19 protein-coding genes are annotated in these 19,710 nt (G+C 32.3%); 13 read left to right on the top strand and 6 right to left on the bottom strand.

Annotated elements, in window-relative coordinates:
* The first annotated feature begins 128 nt into the window (after positions 1–128).
* Genes panB through panD form a run of 3 tightly spaced genes read left to right on the top strand, consistent with a single transcriptional unit; the run spans position 129 to position 2,189 of the window.
* Positions 129–953 carry a 3-methyl-2-oxobutanoate hydroxymethyltransferase gene (gene panB / locus OT390_RS01635; RefSeq protein WP_002854572.1) on the top strand — a complete coding sequence of 275 codons (825 nt, stop codon included), beginning with the start codon at positions 129–131 and terminating at the stop codon, positions 951–953.
* Between the two features lie 10 nt (positions 954–963).
* Complete coding sequence (panC, locus tag OT390_RS01630; protein ID WP_002867741.1) at positions 964–1,812, top strand: pantoate--beta-alanine ligase; 849 nt, start codon at positions 964–966, stop codon at positions 1,810–1,812.
* Positions 1,809–2,189, top strand: a complete 381-nt coding sequence (gene panD, locus OT390_RS01625) for an aspartate 1-decarboxylase (protein WP_002854245.1) — start codon at positions 1,809–1,811, stop codon at positions 2,187–2,189. Before panC ends, panD begins: the two co-directional genes overlap by 4 nt.
* A gap of 74 nt (positions 2,190–2,263) precedes the next feature.
* On the opposite strand, the gene OT390_RS01620 is transcribed toward panD, so the two are convergent.
* Together OT390_RS01620 and surE are read right to left on the bottom strand one after the other, a co-directional pair.
* On the bottom strand, positions 2,264–2,917 hold the full coding sequence (locus OT390_RS01620) for a ThiF family adenylyltransferase (RefSeq protein ID WP_074468948.1): 654 nt from the start codon (positions 2,915–2,917) through the stop codon (positions 2,264–2,266).
* Positions 2,907–3,683, bottom strand: coding sequence for a 5'/3'-nucleotidase SurE (surE, locus tag OT390_RS01615; protein ID WP_002854555.1), 777 nt, complete (start codon positions 3,681–3,683; stop codon positions 2,907–2,909). Before surE ends, OT390_RS01620 begins: the two co-directional genes overlap by 11 nt.
* Positions 3,684–3,937: 254 nt before the next feature.
* Here surE and OT390_RS01610 point away from each other — a divergent pair, with 254 nt between their 5' ends.
* From OT390_RS01610 to OT390_RS01565, 10 genes are all read left to right on the top strand, one after another.
* A complete protein-coding gene (locus OT390_RS01610) occupies positions 3,938–5,110 on the top strand; it encodes an MFS transporter (protein WP_406611502.1) in 1,173 nt (390 codons plus the stop codon).
* A gap of 263 nt (positions 5,111–5,373) precedes the next feature.
* Positions 5,374–6,126: an AcfC family glycoprotein adhesin PEB3 gene (peb3, locus tag OT390_RS01605; protein ID WP_002860324.1), complete on the top strand. Its 753-nt coding sequence runs from the start codon at positions 5,374–5,376 to the stop codon at positions 6,124–6,126.
* A 96-nt stretch (positions 6,127–6,222) separates the two neighbouring features.
* On the top strand, positions 6,223–7,317 hold the full coding sequence (lpxB, locus tag OT390_RS01600) for a lipid-A-disaccharide synthase (protein WP_032587330.1): 1,095 nt from the start codon (positions 6,223–6,225) through the stop codon (positions 7,315–7,317).
* A gap of 11 nt (positions 7,318–7,328) precedes the next feature.
* Positions 7,329–7,814 carry a transcription elongation factor GreA gene (gene greA / locus OT390_RS01595; RefSeq protein ID WP_002858660.1) on the top strand — a complete coding sequence of 162 codons (486 nt, stop codon included), beginning with the start codon at positions 7,329–7,331 and terminating at the stop codon, positions 7,812–7,814.
* Between the two features lie 9 nt (positions 7,815–7,823).
* Complete coding sequence (locus tag OT390_RS01590; protein WP_323469422.1) at positions 7,824–8,582, top strand: UDP-2,3-diacylglucosamine diphosphatase; 759 nt, start codon at positions 7,824–7,826, stop codon at positions 8,580–8,582.
* Positions 8,575–9,531: a chemotaxis protein gene (locus OT390_RS01585; RefSeq protein ID WP_002851778.1), complete on the top strand. Its 957-nt coding sequence runs from the start codon at positions 8,575–8,577 to the stop codon at positions 9,529–9,531. The genes OT390_RS01590 and OT390_RS01585 overlap by 8 nt, the downstream gene beginning before the upstream one ends.
* 3 nt (positions 9,532–9,534) lie before the next feature.
* Positions 9,535–11,844: a chemotaxis protein CheW gene (locus OT390_RS01580; RefSeq protein WP_002859840.1), complete on the top strand. Its 2,310-nt coding sequence runs from the start codon at positions 9,535–9,537 to the stop codon at positions 11,842–11,844.
* 4 nt (positions 11,845–11,848) lie between these two features.
* The gene (locus OT390_RS01575) at positions 11,849–12,370 is read left to right on the top strand and encodes a chemotaxis protein CheW (RefSeq protein WP_002826355.1); all 522 of its coding nucleotides are present in this window, start codon (positions 11,849–11,851) and stop codon (positions 12,368–12,370) included.
* Entirely contained in the window at positions 12,370–12,993 is a 624-nt protein-coding gene (gene serB, locus OT390_RS01570) for a phosphoserine phosphatase SerB (protein ID WP_002851598.1), read from the top strand. Before OT390_RS01575 ends, serB begins: the two co-directional genes overlap by 1 nt.
* Complete coding sequence (locus OT390_RS01565) at positions 12,993–13,970, top strand: transaldolase (RefSeq protein ID WP_002851728.1); 978 nt, start codon at positions 12,993–12,995, stop codon at positions 13,968–13,970. Before serB ends, OT390_RS01565 begins: the two co-directional genes overlap by 1 nt.
* Here OT390_RS01565 and OT390_RS01560 read toward each other — a convergent pair whose 3' ends face one another.
* From OT390_RS01560 to OT390_RS01545, 4 genes are all read right to left on the bottom strand, one after another.
* The gene (locus tag OT390_RS01560) at positions 13,971–14,393 is read right to left on the bottom strand and encodes a hypothetical protein (RefSeq protein WP_002851686.1); all 423 of its coding nucleotides are present in this window, start codon (positions 14,391–14,393) and stop codon (positions 13,971–13,973) included.
* Complete coding sequence (gene carB / locus OT390_RS01555; RefSeq protein ID WP_061099737.1) at positions 14,390–17,659, bottom strand: carbamoyl-phosphate synthase large subunit; 3,270 nt, start codon at positions 17,657–17,659, stop codon at positions 14,390–14,392. The genes OT390_RS01560 and carB overlap by 4 nt, the downstream gene beginning before the upstream one ends.
* Before the next feature lie 260 nt (positions 17,660–17,919).
* The gene (gene mreC / locus OT390_RS01550; protein WP_052800337.1) at positions 17,920–18,669 is read right to left on the bottom strand and encodes a rod shape-determining protein MreC; all 750 of its coding nucleotides are present in this window, start codon (positions 18,667–18,669) and stop codon (positions 17,920–17,922) included.
* Positions 18,659–19,699, bottom strand: coding sequence for a rod shape-determining protein (locus tag OT390_RS01545; RefSeq protein ID WP_002857495.1), 1,041 nt, complete (start codon positions 19,697–19,699; stop codon positions 18,659–18,661). Before OT390_RS01545 ends, mreC begins: the two co-directional genes overlap by 11 nt.
* Between the last annotated feature and the right edge of the window lie 11 nt (positions 19,700–19,710).

The raw sequence follows: 19,710 nt of genomic DNA, 5'->3' as shown, positions 1-19,710 counted from the left end.
TCCAAAATTATAACCATTAAAACAATCCATTAATTAAATATATTTTGTTTTATCGTTTATTTACTATTTATGAAAATTTATATGCTAGTTTTTTGCTTACTATTTTATAGCTAAACGAGGTATTTTAAATGAGAAAAAGTATTCTTAGTTTTTTGGAAAAAAAAGGTAAAAATGAAAAAATAACCATGGTAAGTGCCTATGACTACCATAGTGCAAAAATTCTAGATAATTGCGATATAGATATCATATTGGTTGGAGATTCATTAGCTATGACAGTGCTTGGCATGCAAGATACTTTAAGTGTGACCATGGATGAAATGTTGATCTTTACCAAAGCTGTTTCTCGCGGAGCTAAAAAGTCTTTCGTACTTGCGGATATGCCTTTCATGTCTTATCAAAGCTCGGATCGTGACGCTATCTTAAATGCCTCAAGATTTATCAAAGAAAGCCATGCAAATGGGGTAAAAGTGGAAGGGGGTATAGAAATCGCAAGCAAGATTAAATTAATTTCCCAATCAGGAATACCCGTCGTTGCTCACCTAGGACTAACCCCACAAGCTGTAAATATGCTAGGTGGATATAGAGTTCAAGGTAAAGATTTACAATCGGCTCAAAAAATCATAGATGATGCAAAAGCTGTGCAAGATGCGGGTGCTTGTATGTTGGTTTTAGAATGCGTACCTGTAAAATTAGCACAAAAAATAAGCTCTATTTTAGAAATTCCAACAATCGGCATAGGTTCAGGTAAATACTGCGATGGACAAGTTTTAGTTTATCATGATCTTTTAGGTTTAAATAAAGATTTTAAAGCAAAATTTGTAAAGCATTTTGATAAAATTGACCCTCAAGTAGGAGTTGAAAAATATAGAGATGAAGTTAAAAGCGGTATTTTTCCTTCCGAAGAGCACAGCTTTGATTATTTAGATGATGAATTATTAGATAAATTATACTAAGGATACAAATATGGAAGTCATTACTTCTATCAAAGAAGCAAAACAAATTGTAAAAAATTGGAAATCACATAACCTTAGCATAGGCTATGTTCCAACCATGGGCTTTTTACACGATGGGCATTTAAGTTTAGTCAAAAATGCCAAAACACAAGATAAAGTCATAGTAAGTATCTTTGTAAATCCTATGCAATTTGGCCCTAATGAAGATTTTTCTAGTTATCCAAGAGATTTAGAACGCGACATTAAAATGTGTCAAGATAATGGCGTTGATATGGTTTTTATCCCCGATGCAGCTCAAATGTATCTTAAGAATTTTAGCACCTATGTGGATATGAACACGATCACGGATAAGCTTTGTGGAGCTAAAAGACTGGGGCATTTTAGAGGCGTTTGCACAGTTTTGGCTAAATTTTTTAATATCCTAAACCCTGATATAGTCTATATGGGGCAAAAAGACGCGCAGCAATGCGTAGTCGTTAGACATATGGTTGATGATTTAAATTTTGATTTAAAAATTCAAATTTGTCCTATCATTAGAGAAGAAGATGGCTTAGCTAAAAGCTCTAGAAATGTATATCTTAGCGAAGAAGAAAGAAAAGCGTCACTAGCTATATCTCAAAGCATTTTTTTAGCTGAAAAATTAGTCCAAGAAGGAGAAAAAGATACTTCCAAAATTATCCAAGCTATGAAAGATATTTTAGAAAAAGAAAAATTAATCAAAATCGATTATATAGAATTAGTTGATTTTAACACTATGGAAAATATTAAAAATATCGCCGATAATGTTTTAGGAGCAGTGGCTGCTTTTGTTGGAAAAACAAGACTCATTGATAATTTTTTAGTACAAGGATTAAAATGAACATTACTTTACTCAAATCAAAAATACACCGTGCAAACGTAACAGAAGCTAGGCTTGATTATGTAGGAAGCATAAGCATAGATGAAAAATTATTGCAAGCGAGTGGAATTTTAGAATACGAAAAAGTTCAAGTAGTCAATGTCAATAATGGCGCTAGATTTGAAACCTACACCATCGCTACGCAAGAAGAAGGGGTTGTATGCTTAAATGGCGCTGCGGCTCGTCTTGCTGAAGTAGGAGATAAAGTGATCATTATGTCTTATGCTGATTTTAACGAAGAAGAAGCAAAAACATTTAAACCAAAAGTTGTCTTTGTAGATGAAAATAACACTGCTACAAAAATAACAAATTATGAAAAACACGGAGCTATTTTCTAATATCTAACTATTTTTGTAATTTTTTCTATCTTAGATAAATTCATTTATCTAAGATAAATATTTAAATTTCAATCTTATCTAGCAAGAACTTTTCTTAATGCTAAACTTGCTAAAGCTAAACCAAAAGATGCAGTCACACCCATGAAAGATCCAAGATCTTTACAATGCGCTTCCTCATCTGAAAAAACCACATCAAAATTTCCTTTAAAACCTGATTTTCTAAGCTCGTAACGAAATTTTTTTGCTAAAGCATCGCCGTGAGTTTTAAAAATACTTGTAGTTTTAATGCGTGTTGGATCAAGCTTTCTAGCTCCACCTGTTGAAGAGATAAAAATTTGTTTTTTAAAATCTATAAGATGAGCCAAAGCTACTTTTGCAGGGATATCATCAATGGCATCTATGATAAGATCAAACTCGCTTAAATCAAAATTTTTTAAAAAATCTTCATCGATTTTGCTGACTATACCTTTAGCCTTATAAATTCTTTCAAATACTTTAGCCTTTTCTTCGCCTATATTTTCGCTATGAATTTGGCGATTTTGATTAGTGATTTCAAATTTATCCGCATCGATTAAAGTAAGGTTTTTAAAACCACTACGATAAAGCGCATCAACGCAAATTCCACCCACTCCACCAAGTCCGCAAACCAAAACTTTTGTTTGTGAAATTTTTTGAAATTTTTCTTCTCCAACTAGCCATTTTATACGTGTAAATCTATCATTCATCATTTGCCTTTAACCATTTTTTAACTTTTTTCATTCTTTCATAAGCTGTAAGATCCAGCATTATAGGTGTTATTGTAGCGTAGCCTTTTTTAAGTAAGGCAATATCGCTATTTTTCTCATCTTCAAAGTCTAAATTCGCCGCTGCAAGCCAATAGTACTCTACTCCTCTCGGATTGACATTTGAATGGGCTTCAAAATTATAAACCCTTTTGCCTGCTTTACAAATTTTAATGCCTTTGATTTTTGATTTTGCAGGAAAATTGATATTTAAAAATTCTTTTTTTTCCAAAGGAAAACCTTTATCAAAAATATTTTGAATGATTTTTTTGGTAATTTGTAAAGCATTTTTATAGTCTAGTTCTTTTTCGCTTTTTTTATAAAATTGAGAAAGAGCGATAGCAGGAATTCCTTGTAAAACCGCCTCCATAGCTCCTGCGCAAGTTCCTGAGTAGGTAATATCCTCGCCTACATTAGCACCTTTATTAATCCCACTTATTACAAGATCAGGCAAACGCTTTTTGTATAAAGCATGCAAAGCAAGATAAACACAATCTGCTGGAGTGCCATCATCAAGTTTGTAAAATCTTTTTCCCACTTTAACAAAACGCAAAGGTTTGGTTAGGGTTATAGAGTGCGAACAAGCTGATTTTTCACTAGCAGGAGCTACTATGGTGATCTTGGCTTTAAATTCTTTTGTTAACATCTTAATGAGTTTTTTAAGTCCTTCGCTTTCATAACCATCGTCATTAGTGATAAGAATTTCTTTCATTGTCTTCCTTGCAAAAGATAAAAATCTGGATTTTAACATATTTTTTTAAAGCTTCATAGTATAAAATTTTAATTTTTAAATTATATAAATTTCGTATTATTTTTAATTATTTTTTTATTTTATATCGATTAACATTATTTAAACTATAAAAATATAAAGTTAGTAAGGATGGTTTAAATATGTTTGATTTTTTCAAACCTAAGGCAAAAGCTATTAAATTTCCTCTTTAGGAAATTTTACCTAGATATTACAAAATGAGAAATTGGAGTTTAAGTGGGGTTTTTATAGGATATATGGGATATTATCTTGTGCGAAATAATATCACTCTTTCAACTCCATTTATACAAAATCAACTTAATCTCAGTAAATCAGACATCGGAACAATCACAGGCTCAATGCTTATAGCTTACGGGATTAGCAAGGGTGCAATGAGCGTTATAAGCGACAAAGCTGGTCCTAAAAAATACATGGCTTTAGGTCTTATTTTATGTGCTCTTGTAAATGTTTTACTTGGTTTTTCAAATTCTTTTTACGCTTATGTAGGTTTTGTTATCGCGCTTGGGGTTTTTCAAGGTATGGGGGTAGGTCCTTCTTTTATCACTCTTGCAAACTGGTATCCTAAAAAAGAGCGGGGAATTTACACGGCCGTTTGGAATATCTCACATAATATAGGAGGCGGGATAGTTGCTCCTATAGTTTCGCTTTCAGGTTTTGCTTTAGCAGCATTATTGGGTGTGAGTATGGCAAATTTTAACGAAACATATTGGCACATGAATCATTTTTATACTCCTGCTGCTTGTGCAGTTATCATTAGTCTTTATGCGCTTTATGCAGTTAAAGGAAATCCTAAAAATGAAGGTTTGGTTGATATTACTGAAATCAATGAAATGCGAGGGATTAAAACAGAAGAAATCAAAGCTATAGAAACTCCAAATTTAAGCAGTTTTGAAATTTTTTATCATTATGTACTTAAAAACAAAAATGCTTGGTATGTGGCTTGGATGGATACTTTTGTTTATATGGTGCGTTTTGGGCTTATTTCTTGGCTTCCTATTTACTTGCTAGAAACAAAAGGCTTTAATAAAGAACAAATAGGTATTGCCTTTTGGCTTTTTGAATGGGCTGCTATACCTTCTACTTTACTTGCAGGATATATTTCAGATAAAATTTTTAAAGGCTATAGAATGCCTCCTGCTATAGGCGCCATGGTGATTATTTTCTTTATGATTATTGGATATTTTACTTCAAATAATCTTTATATGGTTATTTTCTTTGCAGCTATGGCGGGGTGTTTAGTCTATATACCACAATTTTTAGCAAGTATACAAACTATGGAAGTCGTTCCTGCTTTTGCAGTAGGATCTTGTGTAGGACTTCATGGCTTTATGAGTTATGTAGTCGGCGCTTCACTTGGAACAAAAGCATAGGTTGGGCTGTGGATTACTATGGTAGTTGGAATGCTGGTCTTATCATGCTCCTTAGTGCTTGTATTCTTTGTATACTTTGTTCTACTTTATGTCATTTTAGCGCTAGAAAGAAGCATCAATAACAATTTTAACTTTTGCTTGCAAAAATACCAAGCAAAAGTTAGATTTTAATAATATTTTTGTTACATTATAACTATTTATTAACATATAATTTCTAAAATCTTACCTTCAATCAATAAAAATTTATCATAAAAGGAAATACTATGAAAAAAATTATTACTTTATTTGGTGCATGTGCCTTAGCTTTTAGTATGGCAAATGCAGATGTAAACCTTTACGGACCAGGTGGCCCACACACGGCCTTAAAAGATATAGCAAACAAATATAGCGAAAAAACAGGCGTTAAAGTAAATGTAAATTTTGGCCCTCAAGCGACTTGGTTTGAAAAGGCTAAAAAAGATGCAGATATTTTATTTGGCGCTTCAGATCAATCGGCTTTAGCTATAGCGAGTGATTTTGGAAAAGATTTTAATGTGAGTAAAATCAAGCCTTTATATTTTAGAGAAGCCATCATACTTACTCAAAAAGGCAATCCTTTAAAAATCAAAGGTTTAAAAGATTTGGCTAATAAAAAAGTAAGAATCGTTGTGCCTGAAGGTGCTGGAAAGAGCAATACTTCTGGAACTGGAGTTTGGGAAGATATGATAGGTAGAACTCAAGATATAAAAACCATACAAAATTTTAGAAACAATATCGTGGCCTTTGTTCCAAATAGTGGAAGTGCAAGAAAGCTTTTCACACAAGATCAAGCCGATGCTTGGATCACTTGGATTGACTGGTCAAAAAGCAATCCTGATATAGGAACTGCCGTAGCTATAGAAAAAGATTTGGTTGTTTATAGAACTTTTAATGTGGTAGCTAAAGAAGGTGCGAGCAAAGAAACACAAGATTTTATTGCTTATTTAAGTTCTAAGGAAGCTAAAGAAATTTTTAAAAAATACGGCTGGAGAGAATAAATCTTCATACACGCTTTTTAGCGTGTATTCTTCCATAACTTCTTTTAATTAAGCCAAAATAAGATAAAATGTTTAAAATATTGATAAGGAAATTTTTTGAAAACCTTTTTAGTTTGTGCTTTAGAACCTTCAGCAAATTTGCATTTAAAAGAAGTTTTAAAAGCTTATAAAAAAGATTTTGGTGAATTTGAACTTCATGGGATTTATGATGAGAGTTTATGTAAGGAATTTGATTTAAATTCTAAACCACTTTATAGCTCACATGAATTTAGTGCTATGGGTTTTATAGAAGTTTTACCTTTGATTTTCAAAGCAAAAAAAGCGATCAAAGAACTTGCAAATTTAAGCTTTACTCAAAAAATAAATGGGATTTTATGTATAGATTCACCCGCTTTTAACATACCTTTTGCTAAAGCTTTAAAAAAAGCAGGCAGTAAAATTCCACGCATTTATTATATCTTGCCTCAAGTTTGGGCGTGGAAAAAAGGTCGCATACCTATCATAGAAAGTCATTTTGATATTTTAGCTTCTATTTTGCCCTTTGATAATCAATTTTTTAACAAAAGCACCTATATAGGCCATCCGCTTTTAGATGAGATAAAAGAATTTAAAAATCAAGAAGACATTAATCATACATTTTCAAAAAAAGATGATGAAAAAACTATAGCCTTTTTACCAGGTTCAAGGCGTAGTGAAATTAGGCGTTTAATGCCTATTTTTAAAGAACTTTCTCAAAAATTTAAGGGTGAAAAAATTCTTTGCGTTCCCTCATTTAATCTTGAAAAATTAGAAGTTTATGGTGATATTGGCGAATTTAAGATAGAAAGTAACACTCCAAAAGTGCTTAAAAAAGCTGATTTTGCCTTTATTTGTAGTGGAACAGCTACTTTAGAAGCAGCTTTAGTGGGAACTCCTTTTGTTCTTGCTTATAAAGCAAAGGCTATCGATATTTTTATCGCAAAACTTTTTGTAAAATTAAAACATATAGGACTTGCAAATATTTTTTGTGATTTCGCTGGAAAAGAAGCTTTAAATCCTGAATTTTTACAAGATAAAGTTAATGTTTTAAATTTATATGAAGCTTACAATAAATATGATTATAAGGCATTTTTTGCTAAAGTTGATTTTTTAAAAGAATATTTACAATTTGGAAGTGCTAAAAATTTAGCAAAAATCCTAAACGAAATATAAAAGGATAAATCATGCAAAAAGAACCAATGAGTCAATTTGGCTATGATAAGTTAGCCGCAGAATTAAAAGATTTAAAAGACAATCAACGCCCTGCCGTTGTAATAGAAATCGATACAGCAAGAAGTCATGGGGATTTGAAAGAAAATGCTGAATACCATGCTGCAAGAGAAAAGCAAGCTTTGATAGAAAGTCGTATTGCAGAGCTTAGTGACTTGCTAGCAAGAGCTCAAGTAATCGATCCTTCGAGCTATGAACACGATAGTGTGAAATTTGGTTCAAGTGTTGTGATCATGGATTTGGATACAGAAAAAGAAAGCAAATATACTCTAGTAGGAATTTGCGAAGGAAATTTAGATAAGGGTTATATTTCCATCGCATCTCCAATAGCAAAAGCTATGCTTGGAAAAAAAGAAGGAGATGATTTTAAAGTGCGTTTGCCAAAAGGTGAAAGTGAATTTGAAATCCTTTCTATAAATTATGAGCCTTTGAAATTTTAAGGATAAAAAATTTTACTACAAAATGGAGCGATTTTAATCGCAGATGCTCATGAAAATGAACAAAGAAAGGGATTTTGGGAATTTTTACAAGCCTTAAAAAAAGGTAAAATTTCCACCCCTCAACTCATACTTATGGGTGATATTTTCGATTTGCTTATAGGCGAAATCTCTGCTACACATGAATTTGCTAAACCTTACATAGAACTTTTAGAAGAATTGGCCTTAAAAATTGAAATTATCTACTTAGAAGGCAATCATGATTTTAATCTTTCTTGTTTTTTTAAAAGGGTAAAAATTTTTAACTTACAAGAGCAGCCCATAAAGCTTAATTTGCATACAAGTAAAGGTAATAATCTTGTTTTAAATAATGCTTTTATAAAATTAGCTCACGGAGATATTTTTTTACCACCTCTTTTACAATTTACTCTGAAAACATTAAGAAATCATTATTTGCTTGTATTTTTGAATTTTTTAAATATTATTACTCGTAATTTTATTTCAAATAAAATTCTTCAAAATCAAAACAAAAAAAACCTTTTTTATCAAATAAAAGATTTTGAAAATTTAGCGAAAAAAAGATATAAAAAATATGAAAATTTAGGATTTTGGGTATGTGAAGGACACTATCATCAAAATCATCAAATCAACAAAGAAAACATTAAATATCTTAACTTAGCTAGTTTTGCATATAAGAGAAGTTTTTTTGTAGTAGAATATCAGCAAGAAATCAAATTTCGAGAACAGAAATTGAGGGGTCAAAATGTTTGATGAAAATATCGTGAAAACGGGTTCAAATGAAATGGAGCTTGTCGATTTCCGTATCTTTAAGCAAGGGCACGATAAAGTCTATGAAGGAATTTATGGTGTAAATGTTTCTAAGGTAAGGGAGATTATAAAAATCCCAAGCCTTACAGAACTTCCAGGTGTACCTGATTACATCGAAGGTATCTTTGATCTTCGTGGAGTGGTTATACCTGTAGTCAATCTTGCCAAATGGATGCAAATCACTGAGCCAGAAAGCACTATGCTAAAACCTAGAGTTATTATTACTGAATTTAGCAATATTCTTATTGGTTTTATAGTTCACGAAGCAAAAAGAATTCGTAGAATAAACTGGAAAGATATAGAACCAGCAACTTTTTCTACAGGATCAGGTGCTTTAGATAAAGGTAAAATTACAGGTGTAACACGCATTGAAAATGATGAAGTGTTGCTAATTTTAGATCTTGAAAGTGTTGTTGAAGATTTAGGAATTTACGCTCCAAAAACAGATATAGATTTTGGAAAAATAGAAAAATTTACTGGAACAGCACTTATACTTGATGACAGCATGACTGCTAGAAAACGCGTCAAAGAAATGATGCAACAGATGGGCTTTCAAGTTGTTGAAGCTAAGGACGGCGTAGAGGGCATAAACAAATTAGAAGAATTAAGCCAAATTTATGGTGAAAGTTTAAACGATACTTTAAAAATTATAGTAAGCGATGTCGAAATGCCACAAATGGATGGTTTCCACTTTGCTGCACGCATTAAAGAAGATCCAAGATTTAAAGATATTCCTATAGTCTTTAACTCATCTTTATCAAATGAATTTATGAATGAGAAAGGTGTTCAAGAAGCTGGTGGAGAAGGCTATCTTGTCAAATTTAACGCTAGCGATTTCTTCAATGAAATTGCAAAGGTTATTAAAAAACATCAATCTCAAGAACAGGGGTAAAATATGGAAGATATGCAAGAAATACTTGAAGACTTTTTGGTTGAAGCTTTTGAGCTTGTTGAGCAAATCGACCATGATTTAGTAGAGCTTGAATCAAATCCAGAAGATTTAGAATTATTAAATAGAATTTTCCGTGTTGCACATACGGTTAAAGGATCATCAAGCTTCTTAAATTTTGATGTTTTAACAAAGTTAACTCACCACATGGAGGATGTTTTAAACAAAGCAAGACATGGCGAGTTAAAAATAACTCCAGATATCATGGATGTGGTTTTAGAGTCTATTGATAGAATGAAAACTTTACTTAATTCCATTCGTGATAATGGCAACGATACTGCTATTGGTATGGATATAGAACCAATTTGCGCAAGATTAACAGCTATTTCAGAGGGAGAGTCTCCTGTTGTGGCAACAGATTCAAATGAAAAATCTACTCCACAAGCAGAACTAGAAGCACCAAAACAAGAAATAGCTACTCCAGAACCTGAAGTAGATGTTAATCAATTAAGTGATTCTGAAGTTGAAGCTGAAATAGAAAGACTTTTAAAAGTTAGAAAAGCTGAAGATCAAGCTCGTCGCGCACAAAAGAAACAAACAACAAATGCGGCACCTAAACCGACTAACAATACAGCAAATAAACCTACGGAAAGTGGAGAGAAAAAAGTTCCTGCTTCAGGTAGTAATGCTAGCAGTATGGATCAAACCATACGCGTGGAGGTAAAAAGATTAGATCACTTAATGAATCTAATTGGGGAGCTTGTTTTAGGCAAAAACCGTTTGCTTAAAATTTACGATGATGTTGAAGAGCGTTATGAAGGAGAAAAATTCCTTGAAGAACTTAATCAGGTTGTAAGTCAATTAAGTATTATTACAACTGATGTTCAGCTTGCTGTGATGAAAACAAGAATGCAACCTATAGCAAAAGTTTTCAATAAATTCCCAAGAGTTGTTCGTGATTTAAGTCGTGAATTAGGAAAGCAAATAGAACTTGAAATTACAGGTGAAGAAACTGAACTTGATAAATCTATCGTAGAGGAAATTGGCGATCCTATCATGCATATGATTAGAAATTCATGTGATCATGGTGTTGAGGATCCAGCAACTCGTGCAGCGAATGGAAAACCTGAAAAAGGTATAGTCCAACTTAAAGCTTATAATGAGGGCAATCACATCGTTGTAGAAATTACAGATGACGGTAAAGGACTTGATCCAAATGGCTTAAAAGCAAAAGCTATAGAGAAAAATTTGATTACCGAAAGAGAAGCAGATCAAATGACAGACAAAGAAGCTTTTGCTTTGATTTTCAAGCCTGGTTTTTCAACTGCGGCTAAAGTAACAAATGTTTCAGGTCGTGGCGTAGGAATGGATGTTGTTAAAACCAACATCGAAAAACTTAATGGGGTAATTGAAATTGATAGTGAGTTAGGTAAAGGAAGTTCATTTAAACTTAAAATTCCTCTTACCTTGGCAATCATTCAATCTTTACTTGTAGGAACTCAAGAGGAATTCTATGCAATTCCACTTGCAAGCGTTCTTGAAACAGTTAGAGTGCCAATTGATGATATCTATACTATCGAAGGTAAAAATGTATTACGCTTAAGAGATGAAGTGCTTTCTCTTGTGAGACTTTCAGATGTATTTGGAGTTAAACAAGTCCTTGAAAGCGGTGATCAAACTTATGTCGTTGTTATAGGGGTAGCAGAAAGCAAGCTTGGTATTATAGTAGATACTCTTGTAGGACAAGAAGAAATAGTTATTAAATCCATGGGTGATTATTTACAAAATATCCAAGGTATAGCAGGAGCTACAATCCGTGGTGATGGTAGGGTGACATTAATCATTGATGTAGGTGCTATGATGGATATGGCCAAAGAAATTAAAGTTGATATTAAAGCGCAATTAGAATCAAGTGCGAAAAAACCTAAAGAACAACCAAGTGATTATAAAGTCTTAATTGTAGATGATTCTAAAATGGACAGAACTTTAATGCAAAAAGCTTTAGAACCGCTAGGAGTTAGTTTAATCGAAGCAACAAATGGTGTTGAAGCATTGAATATTATAAAATCTGGCGAACATGATATTGATGCAATGCTTATAGATATCGAAATGCCAAGAATGGATGGATACACCTTAGCTGGTGAAATTAGAAAGTATTCTAAATATCGCAACTTACCATTGATAGCAGTTACTTCAAGAACAAGTAAAACTGACCGTTTAAGAGGTGTTGAAGTGGGTATGACTGAATATATCACTAAACCTTATTCTCCAGAATACTTGGAAAATGTGGTTAGAAAAAATTTGAAACTAGGATAAGAATATGAGTAATGAAAAATTAGAGCAAATTTTGCAAAAACAGCAAACTCAGATGGCTGGTCCTGATGTCGATCAAAGAGAAGATGATATCATCCAACTTGTTGGCTTTGTAGTTGGAGATGAGGAATATGCGATTCCAATTCTTAATATACAAGAAATCATCAAACCTATAGAATATACTAGAGTTCCTAGTGTACCTGATTATGTTCTAGGGGTTTTTAATATGCGTGGTAATGTTATGCCGCTCATTGATCTAGCTCAACGCTTTCATTTAGGAAGTTCTAAAATGACACCTCAAACAAGATATATTGTTTTAAGAGGTGAGACAAATGGAACTGGAGTTGGAGGAAATGCTGGTTTTGTTATAGATAGATTAACTGAAGCAATTAAAATTCACAGAAACAGAATCGATCCACCACCTGAAACTTTAGTTAAAGACAAAGGTATGATTTATGGTATAGGAAAAAGAGATGAAAATATCTTAACTATACTCAAAGTAGAAGCTTTGCTTAAGCGCGAATTTTAATGATTAAACTTTGTGTTTTTGACTTTGATGCTACTTTAATGGATGGTGAAACCATCGATATTTTAGCTACAGCGCATGGCAAGGGTAATCAAACAAGCGAAATTACCCGCCATGCTATGACTGGAGAACTTGATTTTTTCGAAAGTCTTCAAAAACGAGTAAGCTTTTTAAAAGGTATGTCTTATAAAAAAGTTTTAGAATTAAGTAGCACACTTCCACTAATGCGTGGAGCACATGAACTTATCCAATATTTAAAATCTAAAAATATACAAATTGTTATTTTTAGCGGTGGTTTTCATGAAGGCATAAATCCTGCTATGCAAAAACTTGGAATTAACCTCGGTTTTGCAAATTATCTGCATCATAAAAATGACATTTTAACAGGGCTAGTTGGTGGGGAAATGATGTTTTCAAATTCAAAAGGCTTAATGCTACAACGATTAAAAAGCTTTTTAAATTTGAAAACAGATGAAGTGATGTGTGTTGGCGATGGGGCAAATGATTTGGCAATGTTTAACGAAAGTGGATTAAAGATTGCATTTTGTGCTAAAGAAATTTTACGTTCTCAAGCTGATATTTGCATAGATATAAAAGACTTAAAAGAAATAATAAAGGTAATATAATGAAAAATTTTTCTCTTTGGTGTGATTTTATAGAAAATAGTTTTTTAGATAATGAATTTTTAAATTTATTATCACATGGAATTAATGGCGCTACTTCAAATCCTGCTATTTTTAAAAATGCTATTTTAAATTCTCCAATTTATAAAGATAAAATTCTTAAATTAAAAGAAAAAAAAACAAAAGATATTTATGAAGAATTAGCAATTTCTGATATTCAAAAAGCAGCTGATAAATTAGCTCCTCTTTTTTATCAAAAAAATGATGGATTTATAAGTATTGAAATAGATCCAAGACTTCATGATAACACAACTCTTAGTTTAGGTGAAGCTAAAAGACTTTATAGTGCTATTGGCAAAGAAAATATAATGATTAAAATTCCAGCTACAAAAGCTTCTTATGAAGTAATGTATGAACTTATGAAAAATGGTATTAGCGTCAATGCTACCTTAATTTTTTCTCTTGAACAAAGTCAAAAATGTTTTGAAGCTTTAAATGCAGGTTTAGTCGAATTTAGAAAAAACAATATAGCCTTAAAAGAACAAAACACTAGAACACCACAAGCTGTTATAAGTATTTTTGTAAGTCGTTTTGATAGACTTTTAAATCCTAAGGCTAAGGAGCAAAATCGTATTGGAATTTTAAATGCAAATTTAGCTTATAACAATATCTACTCAAAAAATGAACCTAATATTCGCGCCTTGTTTGCAAGCACCGGAGTTAAAGGAGATGATCTGCCAAAAGACTATTATATCAAAGAACTTCTTTTTGAGAATTCTGTTAATACTGCTCCTCTTGATGCAATAGAGGCATTTAAAGGAAAAATGCATTTTAAAAAACCTTTAATGAATTTTGAAATTTATACAGAACTTAATCAAATCATTTCTCAAAGTGAACGAGAAAAAGCTTGCAATGATTTATTAAGTGATGGCCTAGAGCAATTTTGTATTGCTTTTGAAGATATTTTAAAAGCTCTTTAATTAACGTATTTTTATCATTTTATTCTTTGAAAGTTTTAATATTTTTGATGGGATATTTTCGAAAAATTTCTCATCAAGTATTATATCGGCAACACTTCTAGCCCATTCTTCATCAAATTCTTTTCCATGCTTGTTTGCCGAAGATGAATAAAAATAGCCATTTTTACTTAAAAAATTCGCATGTTTACACTCTTTCACAATACGAATGGCCTGATTATTGGGATAAATAAAAGTTGTTTTTTTAGAACGACGTACTAAATTTTTAAAAGATTTTGGAATTCTTGCTAAACTTTTTAACTCGCAAAATTTCGCAGAAGTGATTAAGCAAGGCTGATTTTTATCTCTACCTTTTAAAGCATTAATCTCTTCTAAATTTTTACTTAAAAATCCTACCGTAGTATCTGTTTGAGCTAAATAAATCAAGATTTAAGCCACTCTTGCAAACTCTTTACATCTAGGCAAGATTTACTCTGTATAGCTTTAATCGATTTTGCACCTGCTAAAGCTGATCGTAAATTTGTAAAATAAGGTATTTTAAAACGAATAATATTTTCACGAATTTTTTTCGTATCGCCTTTAAAACTGTGACTATCGCTTGTATTGATAACTAAGTGAATTTCCCCATTTTTCAATTTATCTTCAACATTGGGGCGTCCTTCTGAAATTTTATGTACAAGTTCGCACTCAAAACCACTTTCTAAAATTTCCTTGCAAGTTCCCCCTGTTGCCATAAGCTTAAAGCCAAGCTTTACATATTCTGCAGCGATTTTTTTGGTATATTTTTTATCCTTATCTTTTAAGGAGATAAATACCACGCCTTGCTCTGGAAGATGATTAAACGATGCAATTTGACTTTTCGCATAAGAATTTGCAAAATCCTTGCTTATACCCATAACTTCACCCGTTGAACGCATTTCAGGGCCTAATTCTAAATCACTTCCACTAAGTTTTGCAAATGGAAATACTGCTTCTTTCACGCTCATATATTTTGGAGTTTTAGGGCGTAAAATTTTAGTATCAAAATTAACCACTTTAAAAGTATCATAAAATTTTAAAGCTTCTTTTAAATTTCCTTGCCACATCACACGCGTTGCCACTTTTGCTAAAGGAATACCCGTAGCTTTACTAACAAAAGGTACGGTACGACTAGCTCTAGGATTTACCTCTATCATATAAAGCTCATGATTATGTAAAGCAAATTGTATATTTAAAAGCCCTACAACTCCCAAATTTAAAGCAATATCTGCGGTTTTTTGTGCAATAAATTCTTGCATTTTTTCATCGATATTGCAAGGCGGCAAAGAACAAGCACTGTCACCTGAATGAATTCCTGCTTCTTCTATGTGCTCCATAATTCCTGCAACATAAACATCTTTGCCATCACAAATCGCATCAACATCAATTTCTGTAGCATTGTCTAAAAACTGATCGATCAAAACAGGGCTTTTATCGCTTACATCCACAGCTTCTTGCATATAGAGTCTCAGTTCAGCCTCATCATTTACCACGCGCATCGCACGCCCACCTAAAACATAACTTGGTCTTATAAGCACAGGATACCCTATATCACTAGCCTTAAAAACCGCTTCTTCTACGCTTGTTGCAGTAGAATTTTTTGGCTGATTGATACCTAGCTTTGTAATAAATTCGGCAAATTTCTTTCTATCTTCTGCCATATCAATTACTCTTGAGCTAGTACCTATAATCTTAGCTCCAAAAGCACTTAAACGCTTAGCAAATTTCAAAGGAGTTTGTCCACCAAAATGCACAATCACTCCATCAGGTTTTTCACGCTCAATCACCGCTCTTAAATGTTCGAAATCAATAGGCTCGAAATACAAAATATCACTTGTATCATAGTCAGTCGAAACGGTTTCAGGATTACAATTATACATAATAGTTTTAATACCCATATCTTTAAGCGCAAAAGAAGCATGTACGCAAGCATAGTCAAATTCTATACCTTGTCCTATGCGGTTTGGCCCCCCACCTATAATCATCACTTTTTTTTCTTTTTTATCCTTAGTATCGTTTTTACTTTGAGTGAGTTCGCTTACATTGATACTTGAATAAAGATAAGGAGTTAAAGCTTCAAATTCACCCGCACAAGTATCCACTTCACTAAATTCTGCGATGATTTTTTGCTTCATTCTTGCATAATAAATATCATTTTGGCTTAATTCTAAATTATCTTTCAAATTTACAAGCAAAGCTATCATTTTGTCTGAAAAGCCCATAGTTTTTGCTTTTCTCAAAAGAGCTTTATTGTTTAAAATATCCATATCAATTTGCTCTTCAAAATCTACAATTTCTTTAATCTGTGTTAAAAACCAAGGATCTATTTTACAAAGCTCATAAAGTTCTTCTACGCTAAAACCTTCCCTAAAAGCTTGAGCAACATAAAGTAAACGCTTTTCATTGGCATTGCGAATTTTAAAAACAAGATCATTTCTATCTTCAAATTTTACTCTATCAAAACCACTTAAAGAACGCTCAAGCGAACAAAGTGCTTTTTGTATACTTTCTTTAAAAGTGCGTCCTATAGCCATCACCTCACCCACACTTTTCATAGCTGTACCTAAAGTTGTGTTTGCTCCTGGAAATTTTTCAAAGGTAAAGCGAGGAATTTTTGTTACAATATAATCAATCACAGGCTCAAAAGATGCAGGAGTTCCTGTAATATCATTTTTAATCTCATCTAAGCTAAAACCTACTGCCAAAAGTGTCGCAACCTTTGCTATAGGATAGCCCGTTGCCTTAGAAGCTAAAGCACTTGATCTTGAAACTCTTGGATTCATTTCTATAACTATCATTCTTCCATTTTTTGGGTTGATAGCAAACTGCACATTACTTCCGCCTGTATCTACGCCAATTTCACGCAAAATAGCAAAAGAAGCATTACGCATAACTTGATATTCTTTATCCGTCAAAGTTAATGCTGGAGCTATTGTAATACTATCTCCTGTATGAACTCCCATAGGATCGATATTTTCTATGCTACAAACTATGATACAATTATCCGCTCTATCGCGTATAACTTCCATTTCATATTCTTTCCAACCTAACAAACTTTCTTCAATCAAAATTTCATGGATAGGTGATAAAGCTAAAGCAGTATTGGCAAGTTCTTTAAATTCGTCCATATTGTAAACCACGCCACTTCCAGCACCCCCTAAAGTATAAGAAGCACGGATCATCAAAGGAAAGCCAATTTCATCTACAGCTTTTAAAGCTTCATCATAATTATACGCATACATCGATTTTGGCAAATCCATGCCAATTTTTTTCATACATTCTTTAAAAACCTGACGATCTTCGCCTTTTTTAATCGCCTCAGGATTTGCGCCTAAAAATTTCACATCTCCTAAAAGTCCGCTTTCATAAACTTCCATAGCAACATTTAACGCTACTTGTCCACCCATAGTTGGCAAAATTGCATCAATTTTTTCTTTTTTAATAATACTTAAAATACTTTCTTTTGTTATGGGTTCTATATAAGTCGCATCTGCAAATTCGGGATCTGTCATGATGGTTGCAGGATTTGAGTTGATTAATACTACACGATATCCTAATTCTTTTAAAGTCTTTGCGGCTTGAGTTCCAGAATAATCAAATTCACAAGCTTGTCCTATCACAATAGGACCACTTCCTATAAGTAAAATGCTTTTAATATCTGTTCGTTTTGGCATAAATTTTCCTAAGAGCATAAATTTGGGCTGATTATAACAAAAATTAGTTTTATAAACTTTGAAATTATCGATATAATTTTAAAAAATAAACACTCTGCTTTTAATCTAGGAAATAATACATAAAGAAATTTAAGATTTTTTATAAAATTCTCATTCAATTATAAATATTTATTTGATAATTTAACAAAATTTTTAGCATTAAACAAAGTTATAATAATTAGCAAAAATATAGAAAATTTTTAAAAAGTCTAATCCTTGACTTATAAATTATCTACTACATATAAATAAGCAGGAATACTAATCTTAACATAAGGCTTTACTTCTACACTTTGATACATATCTTCATCATTAACTCTATTCACAATACCAACAGGTATATCTGAAAAGAAAATATTATCAAGTCCACTTGTTAAAATTTCATCTCCGGTATTAATTTTTGCCCATTTTGGAATAAATTTAACCACAATCCTGCCATCTTCACCCTGGATTAAACCTGGAGCTTTGGATTTTCCTATATAAACAGAAAAAACACACTGATCATCACCTTGTAAGAGAGCCATTGCTCTACCATTTTTATTAATAGCTATACCTGCAGTATATCCTTGATATATTAAACCACGATTTTTACCAACTGGAATTTTGCTCCAATCTAACCATAATTTTTTATAATCATTCAATTGAACGTAAGAAATAACTCTAGTTAAAGAAACTTGAGGTAAATATTTTGTAGAATTTTGATCCTCTAAAATACGATTTAATTGATTTGCAAAACTAGTTACCTTTACAGCAATATCTTCTAATTCTTTATTTCTAGCTTTTAGTTGCTGAATTTGATTTGCTTGATTAAAGTGTTCTGAAATTTTTTTTCCCAAATAATCTTTAATATTATAAAAATTACCTATAACAAAATCATTAACACTGAGAACATTTTGCTTGATAAGTCCTCCATAATAAAAAGATATAAAAACCAAAAAGGCTAAGACAAGAACATAAAAAATCTTATTCTTCATTGGTTAATTGTTGCAATAATGAAATTTCCTCTAAAGCTTTACCCGTTCCTTTTGCTACAGCTAAAAGCGGTTCATCTGCGATATAAACTGGCAAACGTACAATTTCACTTAAGTATTTATCAAAACCACGAATCAATGCTCCACCACCTGTTAAAACTACACCATTTTCTACTATATCACTTGCTAAATCAGGCGGCATCATTTCAAGAACCATTTTTAAAGCATCAGCAATTTCTTTTAAATACTCACGCATTGCTTCTCTTACATCTTCACTTGTAAGTTCAATACGACTTAAAAGTCCACTTACTTGATCGCGTCCTTTTACCACCATAGAAAGTTCTTTTGGAAGTTGTATTGCTGAACCTATGGTGATTTTGATCTCTTCGCCTGTTCTTTCACCTATGATAAGATTGTATTTTTCTTTTACATAATTAACTATACTCATATCAAGCTTATCTCCAGCTGTACGAATAGACTTTGAAATCACAAGTCCACCCAAAGAAATCACTCCGATCTCAGTAGTTCCACCCCCTATATCTACTACCAAATTTCCTTTAGGTTCTTGTATAGGTAAACTTGCACCAATAGCTGCTGCCATAGGCTCTTCGATCAAAAATACCTCTCTTGCACCTGCACTTAAAGCACTTTCTCTTACCGCTTTTCTTTCTACTTGAGTTAAACCATAAGGAACAGAAATAATAATTCTAGGGCGTAAAAAACTTTTTCTACGATGTGTTTTTTCTATAAAATAGCGGATCATTTTTTCAGTCATATCAAAATCTGCAATCACGCCATCTTTCATAGGACGAATAGCTTCGATGTTACCTGGGGTTTTTCCCACCATATCTTTAGCTTCTTTACCTACGGCTAAAATTTTTGCTTTGGAACCATACCTTTCTCTTTCAACTGCCACAACAGAAGGCTCATTTATCACTATACCCTTATCTTTTACCAAAACTAGCGTATTAGCTGTTCCTAAATCAATCCCCATATCACTAGAAAAAAATCCTATAAGTTGATCTAATATCATTTCTATCCTTT

This window comes from Campylobacter sp. CFSAN122748 (genome assembly GCF_045277125.1).
In the GTDB taxonomy this organism is placed as follows: Bacteria; Campylobacterota; Campylobacteria; order Campylobacterales; family Campylobacteraceae; genus Campylobacter_D; species Campylobacter_D jejuni.
This window is presented reverse-complemented; position numbering and strand designations above follow the sequence as displayed.

Excerpts from the sequence above, each read along its gene's own strand:
- OT390_RS01575 (WP_002826355.1), top strand. The coding sequence starts at position 11,849 with ATGAGTAATGAAAAATTAGAGCAAATTTTGCAAAAACAGCAAACTCAG.
- OT390_RS01545 (WP_002857495.1), bottom strand. The coding sequence starts at position 19,699 with ATGATATTAGATCAACTTATAGGATTTTTTTCTAGTGATATGGGGATT.
- OT390_RS01580 (WP_002859840.1), top strand. The coding sequence starts at position 9,535 with ATGGAAGATATGCAAGAAATACTTGAAGACTTTTTGGTTGAAGCTTTT.
- panB (WP_002854572.1), top strand. The coding sequence starts at position 129 with ATGAGAAAAAGTATTCTTAGTTTTTTGGAAAAAAAAGGTAAAAATGAA.
- mreC (WP_052800337.1), bottom strand. The coding sequence starts at position 18,669 with ATGAAGAATAAGATTTTTTATGTTCTTGTCTTAGCCTTTTTGGTTTTT.
- panD (WP_002854245.1), top strand. The coding sequence starts at position 1,809 with ATGAACATTACTTTACTCAAATCAAAAATACACCGTGCAAACGTAACA.
- peb3 (WP_002860324.1), top strand. The coding sequence starts at position 5,374 with ATGAAAAAAATTATTACTTTATTTGGTGCATGTGCCTTAGCTTTTAGT.
- surE (WP_002854555.1), bottom strand. The coding sequence starts at position 3,683 with ATGAAAGAAATTCTTATCACTAATGACGATGGTTATGAAAGCGAAGGA.
- greA (WP_002858660.1), top strand. The coding sequence starts at position 7,329 with ATGCAAAAAGAACCAATGAGTCAATTTGGCTATGATAAGTTAGCCGCA.
- OT390_RS01620 (WP_074468948.1), bottom strand. The coding sequence starts at position 2,917 with ATGATGAATGATAGATTTACACGTATAAAATGGCTAGTTGGAGAAGAA.
- OT390_RS01610 (WP_406611502.1), top strand. The coding sequence starts at position 3,938 with ATGAGAAATTGGAGTTTAAGTGGGGTTTTTATAGGATATATGGGATAT.
- OT390_RS01565 (WP_002851728.1), top strand. The coding sequence starts at position 12,993 with ATGAAAAATTTTTCTCTTTGGTGTGATTTTATAGAAAATAGTTTTTTA.
- OT390_RS01585 (WP_002851778.1), top strand. The coding sequence starts at position 8,575 with ATGTTTGATGAAAATATCGTGAAAACGGGTTCAAATGAAATGGAGCTT.
- serB (WP_002851598.1), top strand. The coding sequence starts at position 12,370 with ATGATTAAACTTTGTGTTTTTGACTTTGATGCTACTTTAATGGATGGT.
- carB (WP_061099737.1), bottom strand. The coding sequence starts at position 17,659 with ATGCCAAAACGAACAGATATTAAAAGCATTTTACTTATAGGAAGTGGT.
- panC (WP_002867741.1), top strand. The coding sequence starts at position 964 with ATGGAAGTCATTACTTCTATCAAAGAAGCAAAACAAATTGTAAAAAAT.